The organism is Achromobacter colocynthidis, assembly GCF_057334535.1.
In genome coordinates, this window is sequence record NZ_JBHFIZ010000021.1 from 17,329 (window position 1) to 36,026 (window position 18,698).

Sequence of the window (18,698 nt, forward strand, 5' to 3'; positions counted from 1 at the left end):
ATGACGATGTTGGAAAAAAAGGGCTGTGCCCGCCGTTGGTTGCTACAGGCGGGCGCCGCGTTGGCGCTGAGCGCGGCGGTTGGTGTGTGCGCGGCGCAGGCCACCGTGCCCGTCAAGCATGCGCGCGGCGAGACCAACGTGCCGGCCAATCCGAAGAAGACCATCGTCATGGACATGGCGGTGCTGGACACGATGCACGCGTTGGGCGTGGAAGTGGCGGGTGTGCCCACCGTCGCCAAACTGCCGCCGCAATTGGCGCAGTACGCCGACGAGCGCTACCTGAAAGTCGGCTCGCTGTTTGAACCCAACTACGAGGTGATCCACGCCGCGCAGCCGCAGGTGATCTTCGTGGCCGGCCGGTCGGCGCCCAAATACGATGAGCTGTCCAAGCTGGCGCCCACCGTTGACCTGACAGTCAACCCGCGCGATCTGGTGGGCAGCGTGACGCGCAACACCGAAACCCTGGCCGCCATCTACGGCAAAGAGGCGCAGGCCAAGCAGCAGTTGGATGCCTTGCGCGCGTCCATCTCCGCGCTGCATAGCCAGGCGGCCACGGCCGGCACGGCGCTGATCGTGCTGACCACCGGCGGCAAGATGAGCGCCTATGGCCCGGGTTCGCGCTTTGGCGTCATCCACGATGCGTTCGGCATCAAGCCGGCCTCCAAGGATTTGAATGTGTCGAACCACGGCCAGGCCGTCTCGTTTGAATTCATCGCCGAGATGGACCCGGACTGGCTCTTCGTGATTGACCGCGATGCCGCGATTGGCCGGGAAGGCGTGTCGGCGCAGCGCATGCTGGACAACGAACTGATGCGTCCCACCAAGGCGTGGAAGAACAAGCGCGTGGTGTATTTGAATGGCTTCAACTGGTATTTGCTGGGCAGTGCCGGCTTGACGGCCATGCAGCAGAACGTGGACGACATCGCGGCGGCGTTGGCGGCGGGCAAGTAAGCAGCATGGAAGTAAGCAGTATGAAAGTCAGCGGTATGAAAGTCAGCAACCTGAATGTCAGCAACATGGCGGCTGTACAAGAAGGGCGTTTGTGAACTGGCGGCGGGTGCTAAGCGGTTGGGGCGGCCTGGCCGCGGTGTTGATGCTGCTGGCGGCGCTGTGCGTGGCCAGCGTCAGCCTGGGCGCGGGCACGTTGTCGCTCACGGCGCTATGGGGCGGCGGCGAAGAGGCCGAGCGCGCCTGGCGCCTGCTGATGGTCAGCCGCGTGCCGCGCACGCTGGCCTTGCTGCTGGCCGGCATGGCGTTGGCGGTGGCGGGCCTGATCATGCAGATGCTGGTGCGCAACCGCTTCGTGGAACCCACCACCGCCGGCACCGTGGAATCAGCCACGCTGGGCATCCTGGTCATCACCTTGCTGGCGCCCGACACGCCGGTGATCGGCAAGATGCTTACCGCTACGGGCTTTGCCTTGGCCGGCACCTTGCTGTTCCTGGCGCTGCTGCGCCGCGTGCCACTGCGCACGCCCTTCATCGTGCCGTTGATCGGTTTGATTTTGGGCGGCGTCATCCACGCGGCAACCACCTTCCTGGCTTTCCGATTCGACCTGCTGCAATCGCTGCACGCCTGGACCACGGGCGATTTCTCGGGCGTGTTGCGCGGCCGCTATGAATTGCTGTGGATCGGCTTTGCGCTGGCATGCGCCGCCTACGCCGCCGCCGACCGCTATACCGTGGCGGGCATGGGGCGAGAATTCGCGTCCAACCTGGGCCTGAACCACGCGCGCTTGACCTTCGTGGGCCTGCTGATTGTGTCGGCCATTTCGGCGGTGGTGGTGGTGACGGCGGGCGGCATTCCGTTTCTGGGGCTGATCGTGCCCAACGCCGTCAGCCTGGTGCTGGGCGACAACATGCGGCGCGCCATTCCGTGGGTGGCGGCGCTGGGTGGCGTGTTCGTGCTGGCCTGCGACATCATCGGCCGGCTGGTGATCCACCCCTACGAAATCCCGATCGGCACCGTGGTCGGCGTGGTCGGCAGCATCCTGTTCCTGGGCTTGCTGCGCCTGCGGAGGAATCGCCTTGGTTGATACCGCTTTCTATGGCGCTACCCGCGCCGTGCCACGCGCACCGCAACGCGCGCGCCTGCTGTGGCTGGCCGCCGCCGCGCTGCTTTGCGTGGTGGCGTTCATGACCTTGGGCGCCAACGGCCAGTGGTCGTTCGTGATTCCGTTTCGTGGCGGCAAGCTGCTTGCGATGCTGCTGGTGGCGTACGCCGTGGCGGTGTCGTCGGTGCTGTTCCAGACCGTCACGCACAACCGCATCCTGACGCCCGCCATCATGGGCTTTGACGCGCTGTACCTGTTGATCCAGGCGGTGGTGGTGTTCGGCTTCGGCCAGGCGGCGGTTGCGGCCGAGCATCCCGTGGCCGCGTTTCTGCTGGAAGTCTGCGCGATGACCGCGTTTGCCTGCCTGCTGTTTCGCTGGCTGTTTTCGGATGCGGTGCGCAGCCTGCATCTGATGATGCTGGTGGGCATTATCTTCGGACTGCTGTTTCGCAGCTTGTCCAATTTCGTGGTGCGCCTGATCGACCCCAACGAATTCCTGGTGCTGCAAGACCGCATGTTCGCCAGCTTCAATACGGTGCGCGTGTCGCTCTTGCCGATTGCGCTGGCAGCCGTCTGCGTGGCGACGCTGGTGGTGTGGCGCTTGCGCCATCGCTACGACGTGCTGGCGCTGGGGCGCGACATCGCCGTGAATCTGGGCGTGGACTATCGCCGCAGCCTGATGCTGACGCTGGCGGCCATTGCGGTGCTGGTGTCGGTATCCACGGCGCTGGTTGGCCCGGTGACGTTCTTTGGCCTCTTGGTCAGCAACCTGGCTTACCAGGCCATGGGGTCCGACAAGCATAAATACACCGTGCCCGCCGCGACCCTGTTGGGCGTCATCTTCCTGGTGGGCGGGCAGACATTGCTGGAGCGTGTGCTGGGCTTGAACACCACCGTCAGCGTGGTCATTGAATTCGTGGGCGGGGTGATGTTCCTTGCCCTGATCTTGCGCAAGGGGCGCCGATGATAGACATCGCAAAAGTCAGCAAGCAATACGGCGATAGCGTGGTGGTGGATGACGTCACCCTGCAACTGCCGGCCCAGGGCGTAACCGCCATCATCGGCCCCAATGGCGCGGGCAAGTCCACCTTGCTTTCCATGGTGAGCCGCCTGCTGCCCGTGTCCGCCGGGCAGATCCGGGTGGACGGGCTGGACGTGACGCGCGCGGACAGCCGCGAGCTGGCGCGCCGCCTGGCCATCCTGCGGCAAGACAACCACCTGCCGCTGCGCCTGACCGTGAGGGACCTGGTGGCGTTCGGCCGGTTTCCGTACACGGGCGGCCGGCTGACGCTGGACGACAAGGCCCACATCGACCGCGCGCTTGCGTACCTGAACCTGGAACCGCTGGCTGACCGCTATCTGGACGAGATGTCGGGCGGACAGCGACAGCGCGCCTTTGTGGCGATGGTGCTGTGCCAGGACACGCGCTACGTGTTGCTGGACGAACCCTTGAACAGCCTGGACATGAAGCACGCGGTGGCGATGATGGGCACCTTGCGCCGCGCGGCGGATGAGCTGGGCAAGACCGTGGTGCTGGTGCTGCACGACATCAATTTCGCGTCCAGCTATGCGGACCGCATCGTGGCGATGCGCCAGGGCCGCGTGGCCCACCAAGGCACCCCGGCGGAACTGATCCGGCCCGAGGTGCTGAGCCCCCTGTATGAACTGCCGATCGATGTGCATGACATCGGTGGCAAGCGCATCTGCGTGTATTACCGCTAGGCAGTGCAGGGCCTGTTATGCCGATTCCGTGCTGGCGACCAGTTGAGCCTGGCGCGCGGCGCGGTGGCGTCGCTCCAGCATCACGGCCCACAGCCACAAGGGCATGCTGCCCAGGGCCAGCAGGCTGCCCACCCAGCCGGTGGACGTCCAGCCGTAGCCGGCGGCAATCGCCAGGCCGCCCAGAAGGGGGCCCAGCGCATTGGCGGTGTTGAAGGCGGAATGGTTCAGGGCGGCGGCCAAGCCTTGGGCGTCGCCCGCCACATCCATCAAGCGGGTTTGCAGCACCGTGCCCAGCGCGCCGCCCACGCCCACCAGAAAGACGTTCAGCGTGATCAGCCAGACGTTGTGCGCCATCAGCGGAAACAGCGCCAGCACCACGGCCGACCACACCAGCAGCAAGCCCGCCGTGCGCATCACGGCGCGGTCCGCGAAGATCGGCACCACCATGTTGCCCACCGTCAGCCCCACGCCAAACGCGCTGAGCACGAAGGGCACGGTGCTGGGCGCGACTTGCGTGACGGCGGTCAGCGTGTCGGCCAGGTACGTGTACACCGAGAACAAGCCGCCAAAACCCACCGCGCCGATCGCCAGCGTGATCCAGACCTGGCCCCGGCCCAGCGCGCTTAGTTCGCGCAGCGGGCTGGCCTTGTGGTCGGCGGGCGTGTCGGGGGCGTAGACGGCCACGCTGATCATGGTCAGCACCGCCAATAGCGACACCAGGCCGAAGCTCCAGCGCCAGCCGACCACCTGGCCCAGCCAGTTGGCCATGGGCACGCCGATGATAGTGGCCACGGTCAGGCCCAGAAACACGCGGCCCACGGCCATGGTGCGGCGGTTGGCCGGCACCAGCGAACTGGCCACCAGCGACGCAATGCCGAAGTACGCGCCGTGGGGCAGCCCGCTGAGAAAGCGGAAGAACAGCATCCAGTGATAGTCGGGCGCGATGGCGCTCAGGCCGTTGCCCACGGCGAACAGCCCCATCAGGGCGATCAGCAGGCGGCGGCGCGGCATCTTTGCGCCCAGCACGGCAAGGATCGGCGCGCCGACCACCACGCCCAGCGCATAGGCGCTGATGACGTGGCCGGCCGTGGGCGCGTCGATGCCCAATGACTGCGAAAAATAAGGCAGCAGGCTCATCGTGGCGAACTCGGTGGTTCCGATGGCGAAGCTGCCCACAGCTAGGGCAAGCAGCACCAGCGCGGGCCGGTGCTGCGGGGAAGCAGGGTGAGACATGGGGATGGCTAGGGGTGATTCGAGGAATGTTGCAACGCAACAGCGCTATTGTAAGCACCCCAAGCTGTCATCCACATGTCTGCCGCGCTTACTGGCTGAGATCCACCGCGTAGCGCGACAACTGCGTCGTTGCGTCCGGGGTGGCGTCATACACGCTGACATTGGTCACGCCGTGCGCCACCGCCATCGGCAGGGTGCCCGGCACCGACCAGAACACCACGGGGCCCGCCAACGCGCTCAACGGCTTGAAGCGCCAACTGCGGTCCAGGCCGTAGGTGGCCAGGTCCAGCGTCGGGTTTTTCTTGATGAAGCTAATCAGCACGTCGCGGCTGGCGTCCGGGGCTTGCAACACGATGTCGCCCTTGCCGCCCGCCAGGCCGGGAAAGTCGCCGCCGCCGCTGGCGCGGTAGTTGTTGGTGACCACCAGGAACTCTGCCGCCGGATCCACGGGCGCGCCCTGGTAGGTCAGGCCCGAGATGCGCGAGCCCTTGGGCTGGCTCACATCGATCTCGTATTTCAGCGCATTGCCCGGTGCGTACAGCACGTCGAAGTTGAACGTGGGGAAGCTTGTGTCGACCAAGTCTTGCGGCGCGACCTGGGCAGGGTCGATCTGCTTGAACTGTTCGGCGGTCTTCTCCAGCCACAATCGCACGGTGTCGCCCGTGACGCGCACCACCTGCAAGGTGTTCGGGTACAGGTACAGGTCGGCCGCGTTGTTGATGGCCACATTGCCTTGCTTCACGAAGGTGAAGTCGCCCGGCCCATTGCGCCCGCCCTTGAACGGCGCGGCGGCCGACAGGATGGGCAGGGCGGCGTAGGCCGGGTTGTTCTTGGCGATGTAGTCCTGCAGGTAGTCAATCTGCGCCATGTTGACGATTTGCAGCGCCGACACGTCACCCGTCAGCGCGTAATAGGTCGCCATGTCGAACTGGCTTTGGCCGATCGGCGTCTTCACGTAGTCGATGGTGGCGGCGTGCTCGGTCTGCACCAACTGCTGCACGGCGGTGTCGGGGGCAACGTAGGTGGCCGGCGTCGAACCGCTTTGCGCGGTCAGGCGCGTGGAAATGCGCTGCACCGTGGTCGCGTCCTGCTGCACGCGCCAGCCCTTGTCGTAGGCCAGCTTCAGCGTGATCTGGCCCAGGTTGTTGCCCCATTGGCCCGCTTGCACGGCCGGCACGCCGTTGACCAGGCCGCGCACCGGGTCCACGCCGGGCTGGCCAACGAATGTCGACGTGGCGCTGGTGTCCGGAAACAGCAAGTGCTGGTGGCCGGTGATCAGCGCGTCGATGCCGGGCACCTGGCTCAAGTAGCCCGCGCCGTTCTCCATTGCGGGGTCGTAGGCGGTCTTCATGTCGATGCCGCCATGCGCCAGCGCCACGATGATGTCGGCGCCCGCCGCCTTCATGTCGGGCACGTAGCGTTGCGCGGTTTCTTTCCAGCCCGTGACTTGCACATGGCCTTCCAGGTTGGCCTTGTCCCATTGCAGGATCGGCGGCGGGGCAAACCCGATCACGCCCACCTTGAACGGCACGTCGATCGCGTTGCCGGCGGCGTCCGTGGCCTTGAAGGTTTTGTCCAACAGCACCCAGGGCTTGAAGATCGGTTGCTTGCTGGCGGCCGACACCACGTTGGCCGACACAAACGGGAAGGCCGGCGCGGCGCAGTCCTTGGCGCCGGCGGGGTTGGTCTGGGCCGTGCCCTTGCCGATGCCCGCCAGGCCGAAGTCCACGTTCGTGATCTGCGACAGATAGGGCAGACCGTAGTTGAATTCGTGATTGCCCATCGTGCCCGCGTCGTAGGCCAGCAGGTTCATCTGCTTGTAGATGGCGATCATGTCCGAACACTGCACGGGCGCCACCAGCGCCTGGTAGTCGGACAGCGCGGTGCCCTGGATGGTGTCGCCATTGTCGAACAGCAGCGTGTTGGCGTGCTGCTTGCGGGCGTTGGCGATCAGCGTCGCGCTGCGGTCCACGCCGTAGCTCTTGTCTTCGGCCAGCTTGTAGTAGTCGTAACCCAGCACGTTGGCATGCAGGTCGGTCGTGGCCAGAATCGCCACTTCCAGCGCGGCGCCTTGCGGCACGCTGGCAACGGGCGGGGTCACCGCGCCGGTGTCATCGTCATCGGCGTCATCGCCGCCGCAGGCGGTCAGGCCCGCCATGAGCGCAACGCTGGCGGATACCGCGAACAGTTTTCGTACGTGTGGCTTCACCGTCATTCCTCCGTGTCATGAAGGAATCCGAGTGTGGGGATGGTGTGTGACCTGGGCGTGACATGAATCGCGTGGGCGCGCAAACGCAGCCCGTATTAGCGCAGCGGCGATTCCCTGGTCAGGCTGTCGGTCTCCAGCGACGCCAACGCATCCAGGAAGCGCCATGCGAATGAACCGGGTCCTTCCGACAGTGCGCCCGCGCGCCGGCCCGCGATGGCAAAGCAGGACAGGGCGGCGACTGCCGCCGTATACGGATCGTCTTTGGATACCGCCGCAAAGGCGCCGACCAGCGCCGTCAACGCGCAGCCGGTGGCGGTCACGCGCGGCATCAGCGGCGACCCGCCCGTGACGCGCACCGAACGTTGGCCGTCGGTGACGTAATCGGTTTCTCCGGTCACGGCCACCACGGTGCGATGCGCGGTGGCGATGTCGCGGGCCGATTGTTCCGCCTGCGCCACGGCGTCGCGCGCGTCCACGCCCTTGCCGGCACTGTGGCCGCCCGCCAACGCAATGATCTCCGACGCGTTGCCGCGCACGATGGTCGGCTGCAAGGCCAGCAGTTGCCGCACGGCGTCGCGCCTGAAGGCGGTGGCGTGATGGGCCACGGGGTCCAGCACCCAGGGAATGCCGGCCTGGCGCGCGGACGCGGCGGTCAGCAGCATGCTTTCCAACCAGGGCGCGGACAGCGTACCGATGTTGATGACCACCGCGCCCGCCACGCACGCGAACTCCGGCGCTTCGTCGGTGGCGTGCACCATCGCGGGCGACGCGCCCATCGCCAGCAACACATTGGCCGCGATGTTCATGGACACGAAATTGGTCAGGCATTGCACCAGCGGCGCGTCTTGCCGCAGCGTGGCGTACAGGCTTTGGCACGTCCGCGCCAGGGCAGCGGTGTCAGTGGGGGATTCAGCCATGCCAGAAGGTCCTTGCAACGCGTTTCGAGGGATCGGCGTATGTTCTGGCGTCGCAAGCAGGGCTGTCAAGTTGGCGCGCCATTGCTCGACTGGCTGGTGGCCGGCGCGTTCCTGCTATTCGGCCTGATCCGGCCCATCCACATACACCAGCCCCGCCGCGCGCAGCTTGTCGCGCATGCCGTAGATGTCCAGGCCCAGCTCGCCGGCGGCCAACCTTGCGCGCGTGGCGTCTTCTTTCTTCAGACGCGCCTCGCTGGCATCCGCCACCGACAAGGCGTGCTGGCGTTCCACCACCACCACGCCATCTTGATCGGCCACGATGATGTCGCCCGGCCGCACCAGCGCGCCGGCGCACACCACCGGCACGTTGACGCTGCCTGGCGTGGCCTTCACGGTGCCCTTGGCCGACACCGCGCGCGACCAGACCGGAAAGCGCATGGCTTCCAAGGCCATCACGTCGCGGCAGCCGGCATCGATGACCAGGCCACGCACGCCGCGCGCGGCGCAGGACGTGGCCAGCAGTTCGCCAAACATGCCGTCGTGATTCTCGGTGGTGCAGGCCACGACCAGCACATCGCCGGGTTGGCACAGTTCCACCGCCACGTGCAGCATCCAGTTGTCGCCCGGTTGGGCCAGCACGGTGACGGCGCTGCCCGCGATGGCCGCGCCGCGCCAGACGGGGCGCAGATACGGTTGCAGCAGCCCGGAGCGGCCCTGGGCTTCATGCACGGTGGACACGCCGGCCGCCTGCAAGCGAGCGATCACGGCGGGTTCCGCACGCGGGATGTTGCGTACGGCGATGGCGCGTGTGCTCATGCGAAGGCTCCCGTCACTTGCGGGAATATCCGCTGATAGCCCTCGGCATGCGTGATCTTCAGGTCGGAATTGCGCGATGCCTGCACCCCGCGCTGCAAGGCCACGCGCGTGTAGTACTCCCACAAGTGTTCCTGCGCGGCCATGGTTTCAAAGGCGCGGCGCTTCACGTCCCATACAGATGAAATGTCCAGCAGCACCTCGGGCTTCCATTCGCATTGCTCGGGCTGGTGCGGCTCGAACAGGAACACGGGCGGCGCGCCCAGCACGGGCTGGTCCGGCCGATGCCCGTGCGCCTGGGCGATGATGCGCGCCTCTTGCGCCACATGGGTGGCAAGCGGGTGGTCGAAGTTGTAGGGGTCTTTCAGCGAGTGCGTCAGCACGAAAGCCGGCCGCAGTTCGCGATAGATGTCGGCCAGTTGGAACAAGGCGTCGTCGCTGACGCGCAGCGGATAATCACCGCAATCCAGAAAGCGCACCGACGCGCCCAATATCGACGCGGCGCGCGTGGCTTCTTCGCGCCGTGCCGTCTTGACCTTTTCCAGCGTCATGCCCGGCTCACGCCAGAGCTTGGCCGATTCGCCGCGCTCGCCGAACGACAGGCACACCACGGTCATGTTGAAGCCGCGCTGCGCGTACAGGGCAATGGCGCCGCCCGCGCGCCAGACGAAATCCGCCGAATGGGCGCTGACGATCAGGCCGTTTTGAGTTGTGCTGCTCATGCTTTCTTCCTGAAAAATAAAGGCCGTTCAGTCTGCGCTGATGCCGGCGTCGCGGATCACCTTGGTCCACTTCACCGATTCATCGGCCACGAAGCGACCAAAGTCCGCGGCGCTACCTGGCGTGACTTCGGCGCCGATCTCGCTCATGCGTTGTTGGAAGGCCGGGTCCGCCAGCGCGGCCTGCAATGCCTTGTTCAAGCGCTTGACCACGGGCTCGGGCATGCCGGCCGGGCCAACCAGCCCCCACCACACGGTGGCATCCGCGCCCGACATGCCTTGGGATGCGGCGGTAGGCACGTCGGGCAGCAGCTTGGCCGGATGCGGGTTCAGCACGGCCAATGCGCGCAGCTTGCCGGCCTGGACGTGCGAGACCACTTCCAGCGGGTTGATCGACATGAAGGACAGCCGGCCGCCCAACAGGTCGGTCACGGCGGGCGAGCCGCCCTTGTACGGAATGTGCAGCGCCTTGAAGCCGCCCTCGGACTTGAGGAGTTCGCTGCCCAGATGGCCCGAACTGCCGTTGCCCGCCGAGCCATACGTCAGCTTGTCGGGGTTGGCGCGGCCTTGCGCGACCAGGTCTTTCAAGGTCTTGGCGCTGGCGTCGCTACGCACCACCACGACCAGCGGCGCGAAGCCGATGGCGCCGATGGGGGCGAAATCCTTGGCGGGATTGAAGTTCAGTTTCGGGAACAGCGCCGCATTGCTGGCCAGCGTGTTCGAGGCGGTAAGCAAGGTGTAGCCATCCGGCTCCGCGCGCGCCACGTGCTCCATGCCGATGTTGGTGGCGGCGCCGGGGCGGTTGTCGACGATGACCGGCTGCTTGAGTTCTTCGGCCATTTTCTGCGTGATCAATCGCGTCACGATGTCCACGCCGCCACCCGCCGCGTACGGCACGACGATGCGCACCGGCTTGTCGGGAAAGGTGTCCGCGGCATACGCGCCCAACGGCGCCGCCAGCCCCGCAACCATTCCCAGGGCCACGCCAAAACGGGCGAGATATGTCTTCTGCATCAATGTCTCCTGTGTGCTTGTTCTAGTGTCGACATGGTGCTGGGGCAGGACTAATATCGTCCAATACTTTTTCCGCCAGCGACTTATTTGGTTTTCAAATAAATTGGACTTCCGCCAACTTCGCTATTTCGTTGCCGTGGCCGAGGAGCTGAGCTTCAGCGCCGCCGCCCGGCGCCTGCACGTGAGCCAACCGCCCCTGAGCTTGCAGGTCAAGGCTCTGGAAACCGAACTGGGCGCGGTGCTGCTGGAACGCGATAAACGCAACGTCGCCCTGACCACGGCGGGCGCCTTGTTCCTGGAACAGGCGCGGCGCGCGCTGGGCAATCTGGACCGCGCCGCCGAAGTGGTGCGCCTGGCCTCACAAGGCGAGGCTGGTGAAATCCGCATCGCGTTCACGGCCTCGGTGCCTATGGCCGAAGCGTTTCCGCGCGTGGTGCAGACGTTTCGCAGCAGCCATCCCGCCGCCCGCGCCGACCTGATTCATATGTCCACCGGGCAGCAGCTTCAAGCGCTGGCAGACAAGAGCATCGACGTGGGGTTCTTGCGCCCGTCGCTGCTGTTTTGCCCACCGCCCAACATCCAGACGCTGGACTTGTGGACCGACCGCCTGGTGGTGGTGCTGCCGGCCTGGCATGCGCTGGCCGACACGCAAAGCCCCTTGCCCATGGCGGCGCTGGCCGATGAACCCTTCATTCTGTTTCCGCGCGGGCTGGGTTGCGGCTTGTTCGAGCACGTGATGGTGCTGGCCAGCCGCGCGGGCTTCGCGCCGCGCCTGATGCAAGAGGCCCGCGAAGGGGCGACGATCGTTGGGTTGGTGGCCGCCGGGATGGGCATTTCGGTGCTTCCCGACACCTATGCACGCACCGGCATCCCCGGCGTGGTGTATCGCAGCCTGGATACGCCCGACGCCACCAGTCGCCTGCTGCTGGCGTACCGGCGCGATGACGCGGCCCCGTTGCTGCAACGGTTTGTGGATGTGGTCAGGCCGAACGCGGGGACGGCGGTATAGGGCTGGCGCTGCTTTTTACTTCGCTGACGGCCAGCGTCCGCCCAGGGATCGCGTGGCGTCGGCCGCGGCTTCCTGCACCAGCTTGGCCATCTTCTTGACGGCGGCCGGCGAGTAGCGTTCCTTGGGACCCGACAAGGAAATGGCCCCGCAGATGTCGCCGTCCGGGCCGAACACCGGGCTGGCCACGGCGGCGCAATTCGGGTCGCGTTCGCCCATGGAGGTCAGCATCAGGCCCACTTCGGCGGGTGACTTGCCTTCCACCAGATAGGCCGTCAGCAGCTTGCCGGCGGCGCCCTTGTCCAGCGGCAGCAGATCACCCACGCGGATGCGGTCCAAGGTGGAGTGGTGCGAATCGACGCGCAGCACGCACACGCGGGAATGCGCGTCGTGGTAGACGTGGAACGACGCGCTTTCGGTGCCCTTGTCGACCAGGCCTTGCAGCAGCGGCAGAATGGTTTCCGTCAGCCGGTAGGTGGCTTCGTAGGCGCGTCCCAGGTGGTGGGCGTAAGGCCCCAGCGAATAGCGGCCGTCCGCGCGGCGCACCACCAGGGCCGCGTTTTCAAGCGAGGCGATAAGCCGCAAGAGCGTGCTCTTGTAAAACCCCGTGGCTCGGGAAAGGGCGGCAAGCGTGATGGGCTCGGTGCGTTGTGCAACGGCGCCGACGATCGTCAGGGCGCGTTCGACGGCGGCCACGCCGTCACTGGAATTGTCCTGAGTAGGGGTACGGCTCATGGGGCTGATAGGGATGATTAGGCGGTGGTCCCCGGGTCCGGATCAATGACCCGGCTGACGACCGGGAAATAGCGGTTGCCGTGGCCCTGGGCCATCGCGGCGTCGAACCAGTGGTCTACGTTGCGGGCGCCCAGTGCCTCTACGCCGGTCTGTTCCGCCAGTGCCAGCGCGTAGCGCAGGTCTTTGCGGGCATAGTCCACGGGGAAGGCTTTTTCGGGAAATTCTCCGGGCAGAATAGCCTTTAAGCCGTGGTTGCGCAACGCGAAGCTATCGGCCGAACCGCGTGTGAAGGTCTCCAGCAATACCTGCGGATCCACGCCCGAACGGCGTGCGATGGCGCGCGCTTCCGACAGCGCCACCACGGTCTCGAACAACACCATGTTGTTCAGGATCTTCACGACCTGGCCGCTGCCCACCGGGCCGCAATAGGTGATCTCGTTGGCGAACGTGGACACCAGCGGCTTGATGCGCGCGAACGTCTCTGCGTCTCCGCCGATCATGACGGACAGCGTGCCGGCTTCGGCGGCGGCGCGCGTGCGGGCGACGGGGCCGTCCATGAAGATCGCCCCTTTGGCTGCGAACTCGCCGGCCAGTTCGCGGGTGACGTCCACCGGCGAGGTGCTCAGGTCCACGATCAATTGGCCCGCGCGCGTATTGGCCAGCAAACCGTCGGCCGCACGGGCAAGCTGAGCCACGATTTCGCCCGAAGGCAGGGACAGGAACACCACGTCGCACTCGCGCATGATCTGCGTGGTGGTGGCCGTCGCCACGCCATGCGGGGCCAGGCGCTGCAAGGGGGCGGGATCGGTGTCGCAGCCCAGTACGGGCAGCCCGCCCTTGGCGGCAAGGTTGCGGCAGATAGGTTCGCCCATGACGCCCAGGCCAATGAAGCCGGCTCGTTGAAATTCAGACATGTGGAGAGTCTCCGAAGAAGGGGAGGCCGTCGTCGCGGCCCTGAAAGAAGAATGGATAAAAAAAGCGAAAAGTGACGCGGCCTACATGCCGAAGTAGATGCCCTTGGATTGCTGGTACAGGCGCAGGCCGCTCACGCCTTTTTCTCGGCCGATGCCGCTTTGCTTGAATCCGCCGAAGGGCGTGGAAATGGAAAGCTGCTTATAGGTGTTGATCCAGACGCTGCCCGCTTCCAGGCGCTTGGCAACCCGCCAGGCGCGGCGATAGTCCGCCGTCCAGATGCCGGAGGCCAGGCCGTAGACACTGTCGTTGGCCTGCTCGATCAGGTCGTCTTCGTCGTCGAAGGTCAGCGCGCACAGCACGGGGCCAAAGATTTCTTCGCGCACTACGTGCGCGTCGCGCAACAGTCCGCCCAGGATGGTGGGGCGGTAGAACGCGCCGGCTTCGAGCGCGGCGCCATCCGGCCGCTGTCCGCCCAGCAGCACTTGCGCGCCATCGCGCTTGGCGGCGTTGACCATGCCTTCGATTTTTTCCCGATGGGCGAACGAAGCGATCGGGCCCATCTGCGCGCCGGCGGCATCGGGCAGGTCCACTTTCAGTTGGCTCGCGCGCGCCACCAGTTTTGCGATGAAGGATTCCGCGATGCCGCGGTGAACGTACAAGCGCGAACCCGCCACGCAAGACTGCCCGCTGCCTTCGAAAATGCCGCCGATCACGCCGGCTATCGCGGCGTCTTGGTCGGCATCATCGAACACGATGTGTGGCGACTTGCCGCCCAACTCCAGCGCCACGGGCATCAGCTTTTCAGCGGCGGCGTGGGCAATGGCCCGGCCGCTGGCGGTGCCGCCCGTGAACGACACCATGCGCACGCCGGGATGTTCAACCAGGCGGCGGCCCACCGTGGACCCCAACCCCGTGACCACGTTCAGGATGCCGGGCGGCAAGCCCGCTTCCAGGGCGATGCGGCCCAGCGCCAACGCAGGCGACGAAGTTACTTCGGAAGGCTTGAGGATGACGGCATTGCCGGCCGCCAGCGCGGGCGCCACCTTCTGCGCTTCCATCGTCAGCGGTGAATTCCACGGCGTGATCGCCACGACCACGCCATATGGGTCGTAGTGCGTCATGGACAGGTAGTTGCCGCGCGCCGGCGTGACTTCCGCGCCCAGCGTTTCGCACACGCCCGCGTAGTAGCGAAAGGTGGCCGCGGCGCTGGCGACCTGCGCCTTGCATTCGGCCCAGACCTTGCCGTTTTCAATCATCTGCAAGCGCGCCAGCAGGTCGGCATGTTGTTCCATGCCGTCGGCAATGCGGCGCAGAATCGCGGCGCGCTGGTGCGGCAGCATGTCGCGCCAGGCGGGCTGGCGCTGGGCTTGCCAGGCCGCCTCCACGGCCTGGTCCACCTGCGCGTCGGAGGCCGCGCTGACCAAGTAATTGCGGGCGCCGGTGGCGGGGTTGACCGACGCGAACGCGGCTTCGCCCTGGGCGATCCATTCACCGCCGATCAGCATGGATTTAAGGGTTTCCGAGGATTCGGACATGACGGGTTGTTCCTCTCTTGATGGAATTTTCCAGACCGACAGAGCGCCGTCCAGATGCATTTATTCGTTGACAGGCTTCGTTCGAAAAAATATAAAATAGAATAAGCGTTCTGTCTACTGGAACGATAAAAATAAACAAACCGTCATTCGATGACAAGAGGAGACTTCTCGATGCAACGCAATTGGTTGTGCGCCCTGGCATGTGCCACGACGCTGTTCACGGGAACGGCGCAGGCCGCTGATTCCTATCCCTCGAAGCCTGTGACGATGGTCGTGCCATACCCCGCGGGCGGGGCCACCGACGTGGTGGCGCGCGCCGTGGCGGAAAAGCTCACGCAGGGCTGGGGCCAGACCGTCATCGTGGAAAACCGCGCGGGCGCCGGCACCACGATCGGCGCCAGTTCGGTTGCACGTGCCAAGGGCGATGGCTACACGCTGTTCATGACCACGTCCGCCCACACGATCAGCGGCCACCTGTACAGCAAGCTGAACTACGACCCCGTCAAGGATTTCGCGCCCATCACGCTGGTGACCAAGGTGCCGCTGGTGCTGGTGGTCAACCCCGACGTTCCGGCCAAGACGCTGCCGGAATTTCTGACGTATTTGAAAGAGCACAGCGCGTCGGTCAACTTTGCGTCGCCCGGCAACGGCACGGCGCAGCACCTTAGCGGCGAACTGTTCAAGATCGCCACGCAATCGCGCATCACGCACGTGCCGTACCGAGGCGATGCGCCGGCCTTCACGGACCTGGCGGGCGGGCAGGTGCAGATGATGCTGGCCACGATCACGTCGGCCTTGCCATTGATTGAATCCGGCAAGCTGCGTGCGCTGGCGGTGGCCAACGGCAAGCGGGTGCAGGCGCTGCGCGATGTGCCGACCTTCGCGGAAGCGGGCATGCCCGGCTTCGAGGCCGCCACCTGGTTCGGCCTGTTGGCGCCGGCATCGATGCCGCAGGCGCAGGCGCAACGCATCTACCAGGACGTCTCCAAGATTGTCGCCACGCCGGCCATGCAAACGCGCATCGAGGCCATGGGCGGTGAAGTGGTCAACAGCACGCCACAGGCGTTCGCCGCCTTCATGGGGCAAGAGCAGGAGAAGTGGGGCCAGGCCGTCAAGGCGTCTGGCGCCGTCGCCCAGCAGTAAGCGCAACCGCGCACCCAAGCGTCCGTAGCCCCGCGCCAAAGCAGTGCGGGGCACGGCATCAGGCAACCTCGGAGGAGACACATCATGACAGTTTCAGCATGGCTGGCAGCAGGTGCGATTGCGTTGTCCACGGCCGCGCCCATCGCGGCAAACGCCGCGGACTATCCCAATGCCCCGGTGAAGTTCGTTGTGGGCTTCAGCCCCGGCAGCACCATCGATACGGTGGCGCGCATCGTTGGCGACGCGCTGTCCACGCGCATGGGGCAGTCGTTTGTGGTGGACAACAAGACCGGCGCCAACGGCATGATCGCCGCGCGCGCCGTGGCGCAGGCCAAGCCCGACGGTTACACCATCCTGGTCAGCAATTCCAGTTCCATCACCGTCAACCCCTTGCTCTACAAGGATCTGCAGTACGACCCCTTGAAGGATTTCGCGCCGGTGACGACCGTGGTGTCGGTGCCCTTCATCCTGACGATCAACGCCGACAACCCGCGCGTGGCGGGCGTGACCGACGTCAAGTCGCTCGTGGCGCTGGCCAAGAGCAAGCCCAACACCATCAGCTACGGTTCAGCCGGCAACGGCAACCTGATGCATCTGGCCGGCGCGCAGCTTGCCGCCATGTCCGATGTGCAGATGCTGCACGTGCCGTACCGGGGCGCGGCACCGATGGAAGCGGGCCTGCTGTCCAAGGAAGTCGACTTCGGTTTCGACACCTTGTCCGGCGTGCCGCTCATCAAGGCCGGCAAGCTGCGCGCCCTGGCCGTGTCCACCGCCGATCGCTGGCATGACCTGCCGGACGTTCCTGCCGTGGCCGAATTGGGCTATCCGGATTTCGACATCTCGTTCTGGGTGGGCATCTTTGCGCCCGCGGGCACGCCGCCTGACGTCGTGGACCGCTTGAATCGCGAGATCGCGGCGGTGGCTCAGGACCCCGCCGTGCGCGCGCGGCTGGCGGCGCAGGGCAATCCGTCCACGCAATCGCCGCAAGCCTTCCGGCAGAAGATCGCCGACGAGCTCAAGCAGAACGAAGCGCTGATCAAGCGCGCCAACATCAAGATCGATTGATCGGCGTCGACTGAACCGGCGGCGCACGCCGCCATCGCAATGAGCAGGGAGGAGCATAAGGTGTCCTGGGATAAAGAACTGCAAGAACTGGCGCTGCGCAAGGAGCTGGCGGCGCGCATGGGGGGCGAGGCCAAGGTGCGCCGGCATCGGGAAGGTGGCAAGCTGCCGGTCCGTGAACGCATCACTGGCATGGTCGACAAAGGTTCGTTTCGTGAAGTGGGCGCGCTGACGGGCAGCGCTGAATACGATGCCGAAGGACGCTTGACGGATCTGACACCATCGAACCTGCTGATCGGCCGCGCCAAGGTGGAGGGGCGGCCGGTGGTAGTGGCTGCCGACGATTTCACCGTGCGTGGCGGCGCCAACGACGGCGCGGTTGGCGACAAGTTGGTCGAGGCCGAACGCATGGCGCATGACTTGCGCCTGCCGCTCTTGCGGCTGGTGGACGGTACGGGCGGCGGCGGGTCGGTGCGCAATATCGAAATCAAGGGCCACACCTTGTTGCCCAAGCTGCGCATGTGGCCCTTGATGGCGCAAAACCTGGCCACCGTGCCGGTGGTGTCGCTGGCCTTGGGTTCGGTGGCGGGTCTGGGCGCGGCGCGTGTGGCCGCCAGCCATTACGCCGTGATGGTGCGCGAGACCTCGCAGCTATTCATTGCGGGTCCGCCCGTTGTGGCGCGCATCGGCCAGAATCTGGAAAAGAATGAACTGGGCGGCAGCGACATCCATACCCGCAATGGCGTGGTGGACGACGAGGCGGATTCAGAAGCGGACGCCTTTGCCATGGCGCGCCGCTTCCTGTCGTACCTGCCGCGCTCGGTGCACGAGTTACCGCCGCGCGCGGCAAGCCCCGGCAGCGCTGCCGCCGACCCGGACTGGCTGCGCAACGCCATCCCATCCGATCCGCGCGCCGTCTACAAGATGCGGCCCATCGTGTCGGCGCTGATGGACGAGGGATCGTTCATGGAAATCGGCAAGCGCTGGGGCAGGGCGGTGATCACGGGCCTGGCGCGTATCGATGGCTGGCCTGTGGCGGTATTCGCCAGCGACCCCTATCACTACGGCGGCGGCTGGGACGGCCCCGCCGCCGAGAAATTCACGCGCCTGCTGGACCTGGCCGAGACCTTTCATCTGCCGGTCGTGAACCTGGTGGACGTGCCGGGTTTCCAGATCGGCCTGAATGCCGAGAAGGCCGGCGCCATGCGCTACGGTGTGCGCGCCTTGACCGCCGTGGCGCAGTCCACCGTGCCCTGGTGCTCGATCATCGTGCGCAAGGCTTTCGGCGTAGCGGCGGGCGGCCACCAAAGCGCGGGCCGCTTCAATTTTCGCTATGCCTGGCCGTCTGCCCAATGGGGCTCGTTGCCGGTTGAAGGCGGGTTGGAGGTGGCCTACAAGGCCGAGATCGAAGCCGCCTCGGACCCCGAAGCCAAGATGCGCGAGATCGAGGCCCGCGTGCGCGGCCTGACTTCGCCATTTCGCAGCGCCGAAGCCTTCGTCGTGGAAGACATCATCGACCCCGCCACCACGCGGCAGGTGCTGGAAGAGTTCGTGGACGTGGTGATGCCCTTGCGCGAACCCGGTCCGCGCGCCTTTGGCTATCGGCCGTGACGCCGCATCGG

At 65.9% G+C, this 18,698-nt stretch carries 17 protein-coding genes; 8 read left to right on the forward strand and 9 right to left on the reverse strand.

Features of this window, described 5'->3' with window-relative positions; genetic code table 11:
* From ACE04A_RS06250 to ACE04A_RS06265, 4 genes are all read left to right on the forward strand, one after another.
* Nucleotides 1-951, forward strand: a complete 951-nt coding sequence (locus ACE04A_RS06250; RefSeq protein WP_448716043.1) for a siderophore ABC transporter substrate-binding protein — start codon at nt 1-3, stop codon at nt 949-951.
* Nucleotides 952-1,093: 142 nt separating this feature from the next.
* Nucleotides 1,094-2,035 carry an ABC transporter permease gene (locus ACE04A_RS06255; protein WP_230695376.1) on the forward strand — a complete coding sequence of 314 codons (942 nt, stop codon included), beginning with the start codon at nt 1,094-1,096 and terminating at the stop codon, nt 2,033-2,035.
* Nucleotides 2,028-3,020 (forward strand): iron chelate uptake ABC transporter family permease subunit, encoded by a 993-nt coding sequence (locus ACE04A_RS06260; protein WP_485819957.1) that lies wholly within the window; start codon nt 2,028-2,030, stop codon nt 3,018-3,020. Before ACE04A_RS06255 ends, ACE04A_RS06260 begins: the two co-directional genes overlap by 8 nt.
* Nucleotides 3,017-3,775 carry an iron ABC transporter ATP-binding protein gene (locus ACE04A_RS06265; RefSeq protein ID WP_448716044.1) on the forward strand — a complete coding sequence of 253 codons (759 nt, stop codon included), beginning with the start codon at nt 3,017-3,019 and terminating at the stop codon, nt 3,773-3,775. The genes ACE04A_RS06260 and ACE04A_RS06265 overlap by 4 nt, the downstream gene beginning before the upstream one ends.
* Before the next feature lie 15 nt (nt 3,776-3,790).
* Here ACE04A_RS06265 and ACE04A_RS06270 read toward each other — a convergent pair whose 3' ends face one another.
* From ACE04A_RS06270 to ACE04A_RS06295, 6 genes are all read right to left on the reverse strand, one after another.
* On the reverse strand, nt 3,791-5,008 hold the full coding sequence (locus tag ACE04A_RS06270) for an MFS transporter (protein ID WP_259246401.1): 1,218 nt from the start codon (nt 5,006-5,008) through the stop codon (nt 3,791-3,793).
* A gap of 88 nt (nt 5,009-5,096) precedes the next feature.
* Nucleotides 5,097-7,223 (reverse strand): 5'-nucleotidase C-terminal domain-containing protein, encoded by a 2,127-nt coding sequence (locus ACE04A_RS06275; RefSeq protein WP_485819958.1) that lies wholly within the window; start codon nt 7,221-7,223, stop codon nt 5,097-5,099.
* An 89-nt stretch (nt 7,224-7,312) separates the two neighbouring features.
* A complete protein-coding gene (gene thiM / locus ACE04A_RS06280) occupies nt 7,313-8,134 on the reverse strand; it encodes a hydroxyethylthiazole kinase (RefSeq protein ID WP_448716045.1) in 822 nt (273 codons plus the stop codon).
* A gap of 114 nt (nt 8,135-8,248) precedes the next feature.
* The gene (locus ACE04A_RS06285) at nt 8,249-8,950 is read right to left on the reverse strand and encodes a 4-carboxy-4-hydroxy-2-oxoadipate aldolase/oxaloacetate decarboxylase (protein WP_485819959.1); all 702 of its coding nucleotides are present in this window, start codon (nt 8,948-8,950) and stop codon (nt 8,249-8,251) included.
* Nucleotides 8,947-9,669, reverse strand: a complete 723-nt coding sequence (locus tag ACE04A_RS06290) for a PIG-L deacetylase family protein (RefSeq protein WP_259246408.1) — start codon at nt 9,667-9,669, stop codon at nt 8,947-8,949. The genes ACE04A_RS06285 and ACE04A_RS06290 overlap by 4 nt, the downstream gene beginning before the upstream one ends.
* 27 nt (nt 9,670-9,696) lie before the next feature.
* A complete protein-coding gene (locus ACE04A_RS06295; RefSeq protein WP_448716047.1) occupies nt 9,697-10,680 on the reverse strand; it encodes a Bug family tripartite tricarboxylate transporter substrate binding protein in 984 nt (327 codons plus the stop codon).
* A 103-nt stretch (nt 10,681-10,783) separates the two neighbouring features.
* Here ACE04A_RS06295 and ACE04A_RS06300 point away from each other — a divergent pair, with 103 nt between their 5' ends.
* Nucleotides 10,784-11,689, forward strand: a complete 906-nt coding sequence (locus ACE04A_RS06300) for a LysR substrate-binding domain-containing protein (RefSeq protein WP_259246410.1) — start codon at nt 10,784-10,786, stop codon at nt 11,687-11,689.
* A gap of 15 nt (nt 11,690-11,704) precedes the next feature.
* Here ACE04A_RS06300 and ACE04A_RS06305 read toward each other — a convergent pair whose 3' ends face one another.
* From ACE04A_RS06305 to ACE04A_RS06315, 3 genes are read right to left on the reverse strand one after another with little or no spacing between them, the layout of a single operon-like run.
* Complete coding sequence (locus ACE04A_RS06305) at nt 11,705-12,421, reverse strand: IclR family transcriptional regulator (protein WP_485819960.1); 717 nt, start codon at nt 12,419-12,421, stop codon at nt 11,705-11,707.
* Nucleotides 12,422-12,438: 17 nt separating this feature from the next.
* Nucleotides 12,439-13,392 (reverse strand): NAD(P)-dependent oxidoreductase, encoded by a 954-nt coding sequence (locus tag ACE04A_RS06310; RefSeq protein WP_438860110.1) that lies wholly within the window; start codon nt 13,390-13,392, stop codon nt 12,439-12,441.
* 24 nt (nt 13,393-13,416) lie between these two features.
* Nucleotides 13,417-14,871 carry an aldehyde dehydrogenase gene (locus tag ACE04A_RS06315; RefSeq protein ID WP_438860107.1) on the reverse strand — a complete coding sequence of 485 codons (1,455 nt, stop codon included), beginning with the start codon at nt 14,869-14,871 and terminating at the stop codon, nt 13,417-13,419.
* 171 nt (nt 14,872-15,042) lie between these two features.
* On the opposite strand from ACE04A_RS06315, the gene ACE04A_RS06320 reads away from it, so the two are divergent.
* From ACE04A_RS06320 to ACE04A_RS06330, 3 genes are all read left to right on the forward strand, one after another.
* Nucleotides 15,043-16,014, forward strand: a complete 972-nt coding sequence (locus ACE04A_RS06320; RefSeq protein WP_279993921.1) for a Bug family tripartite tricarboxylate transporter substrate binding protein — start codon at nt 15,043-15,045, stop codon at nt 16,012-16,014.
* A gap of 84 nt (nt 16,015-16,098) precedes the next feature.
* On the forward strand, nt 16,099-17,079 hold the full coding sequence (locus ACE04A_RS06325) for a Bug family tripartite tricarboxylate transporter substrate binding protein (RefSeq protein WP_279993923.1): 981 nt from the start codon (nt 16,099-16,101) through the stop codon (nt 17,077-17,079).
* A 60-nt stretch (nt 17,080-17,139) separates the two neighbouring features.
* Nucleotides 17,140-18,687 (forward strand): acyl-CoA carboxylase subunit beta, encoded by a 1,548-nt coding sequence (locus ACE04A_RS06330; protein WP_448716048.1) that lies wholly within the window; start codon nt 17,140-17,142, stop codon nt 18,685-18,687.
* The last annotated feature ends 11 nt before the right edge of the window (nt 18,688-18,698 follow it).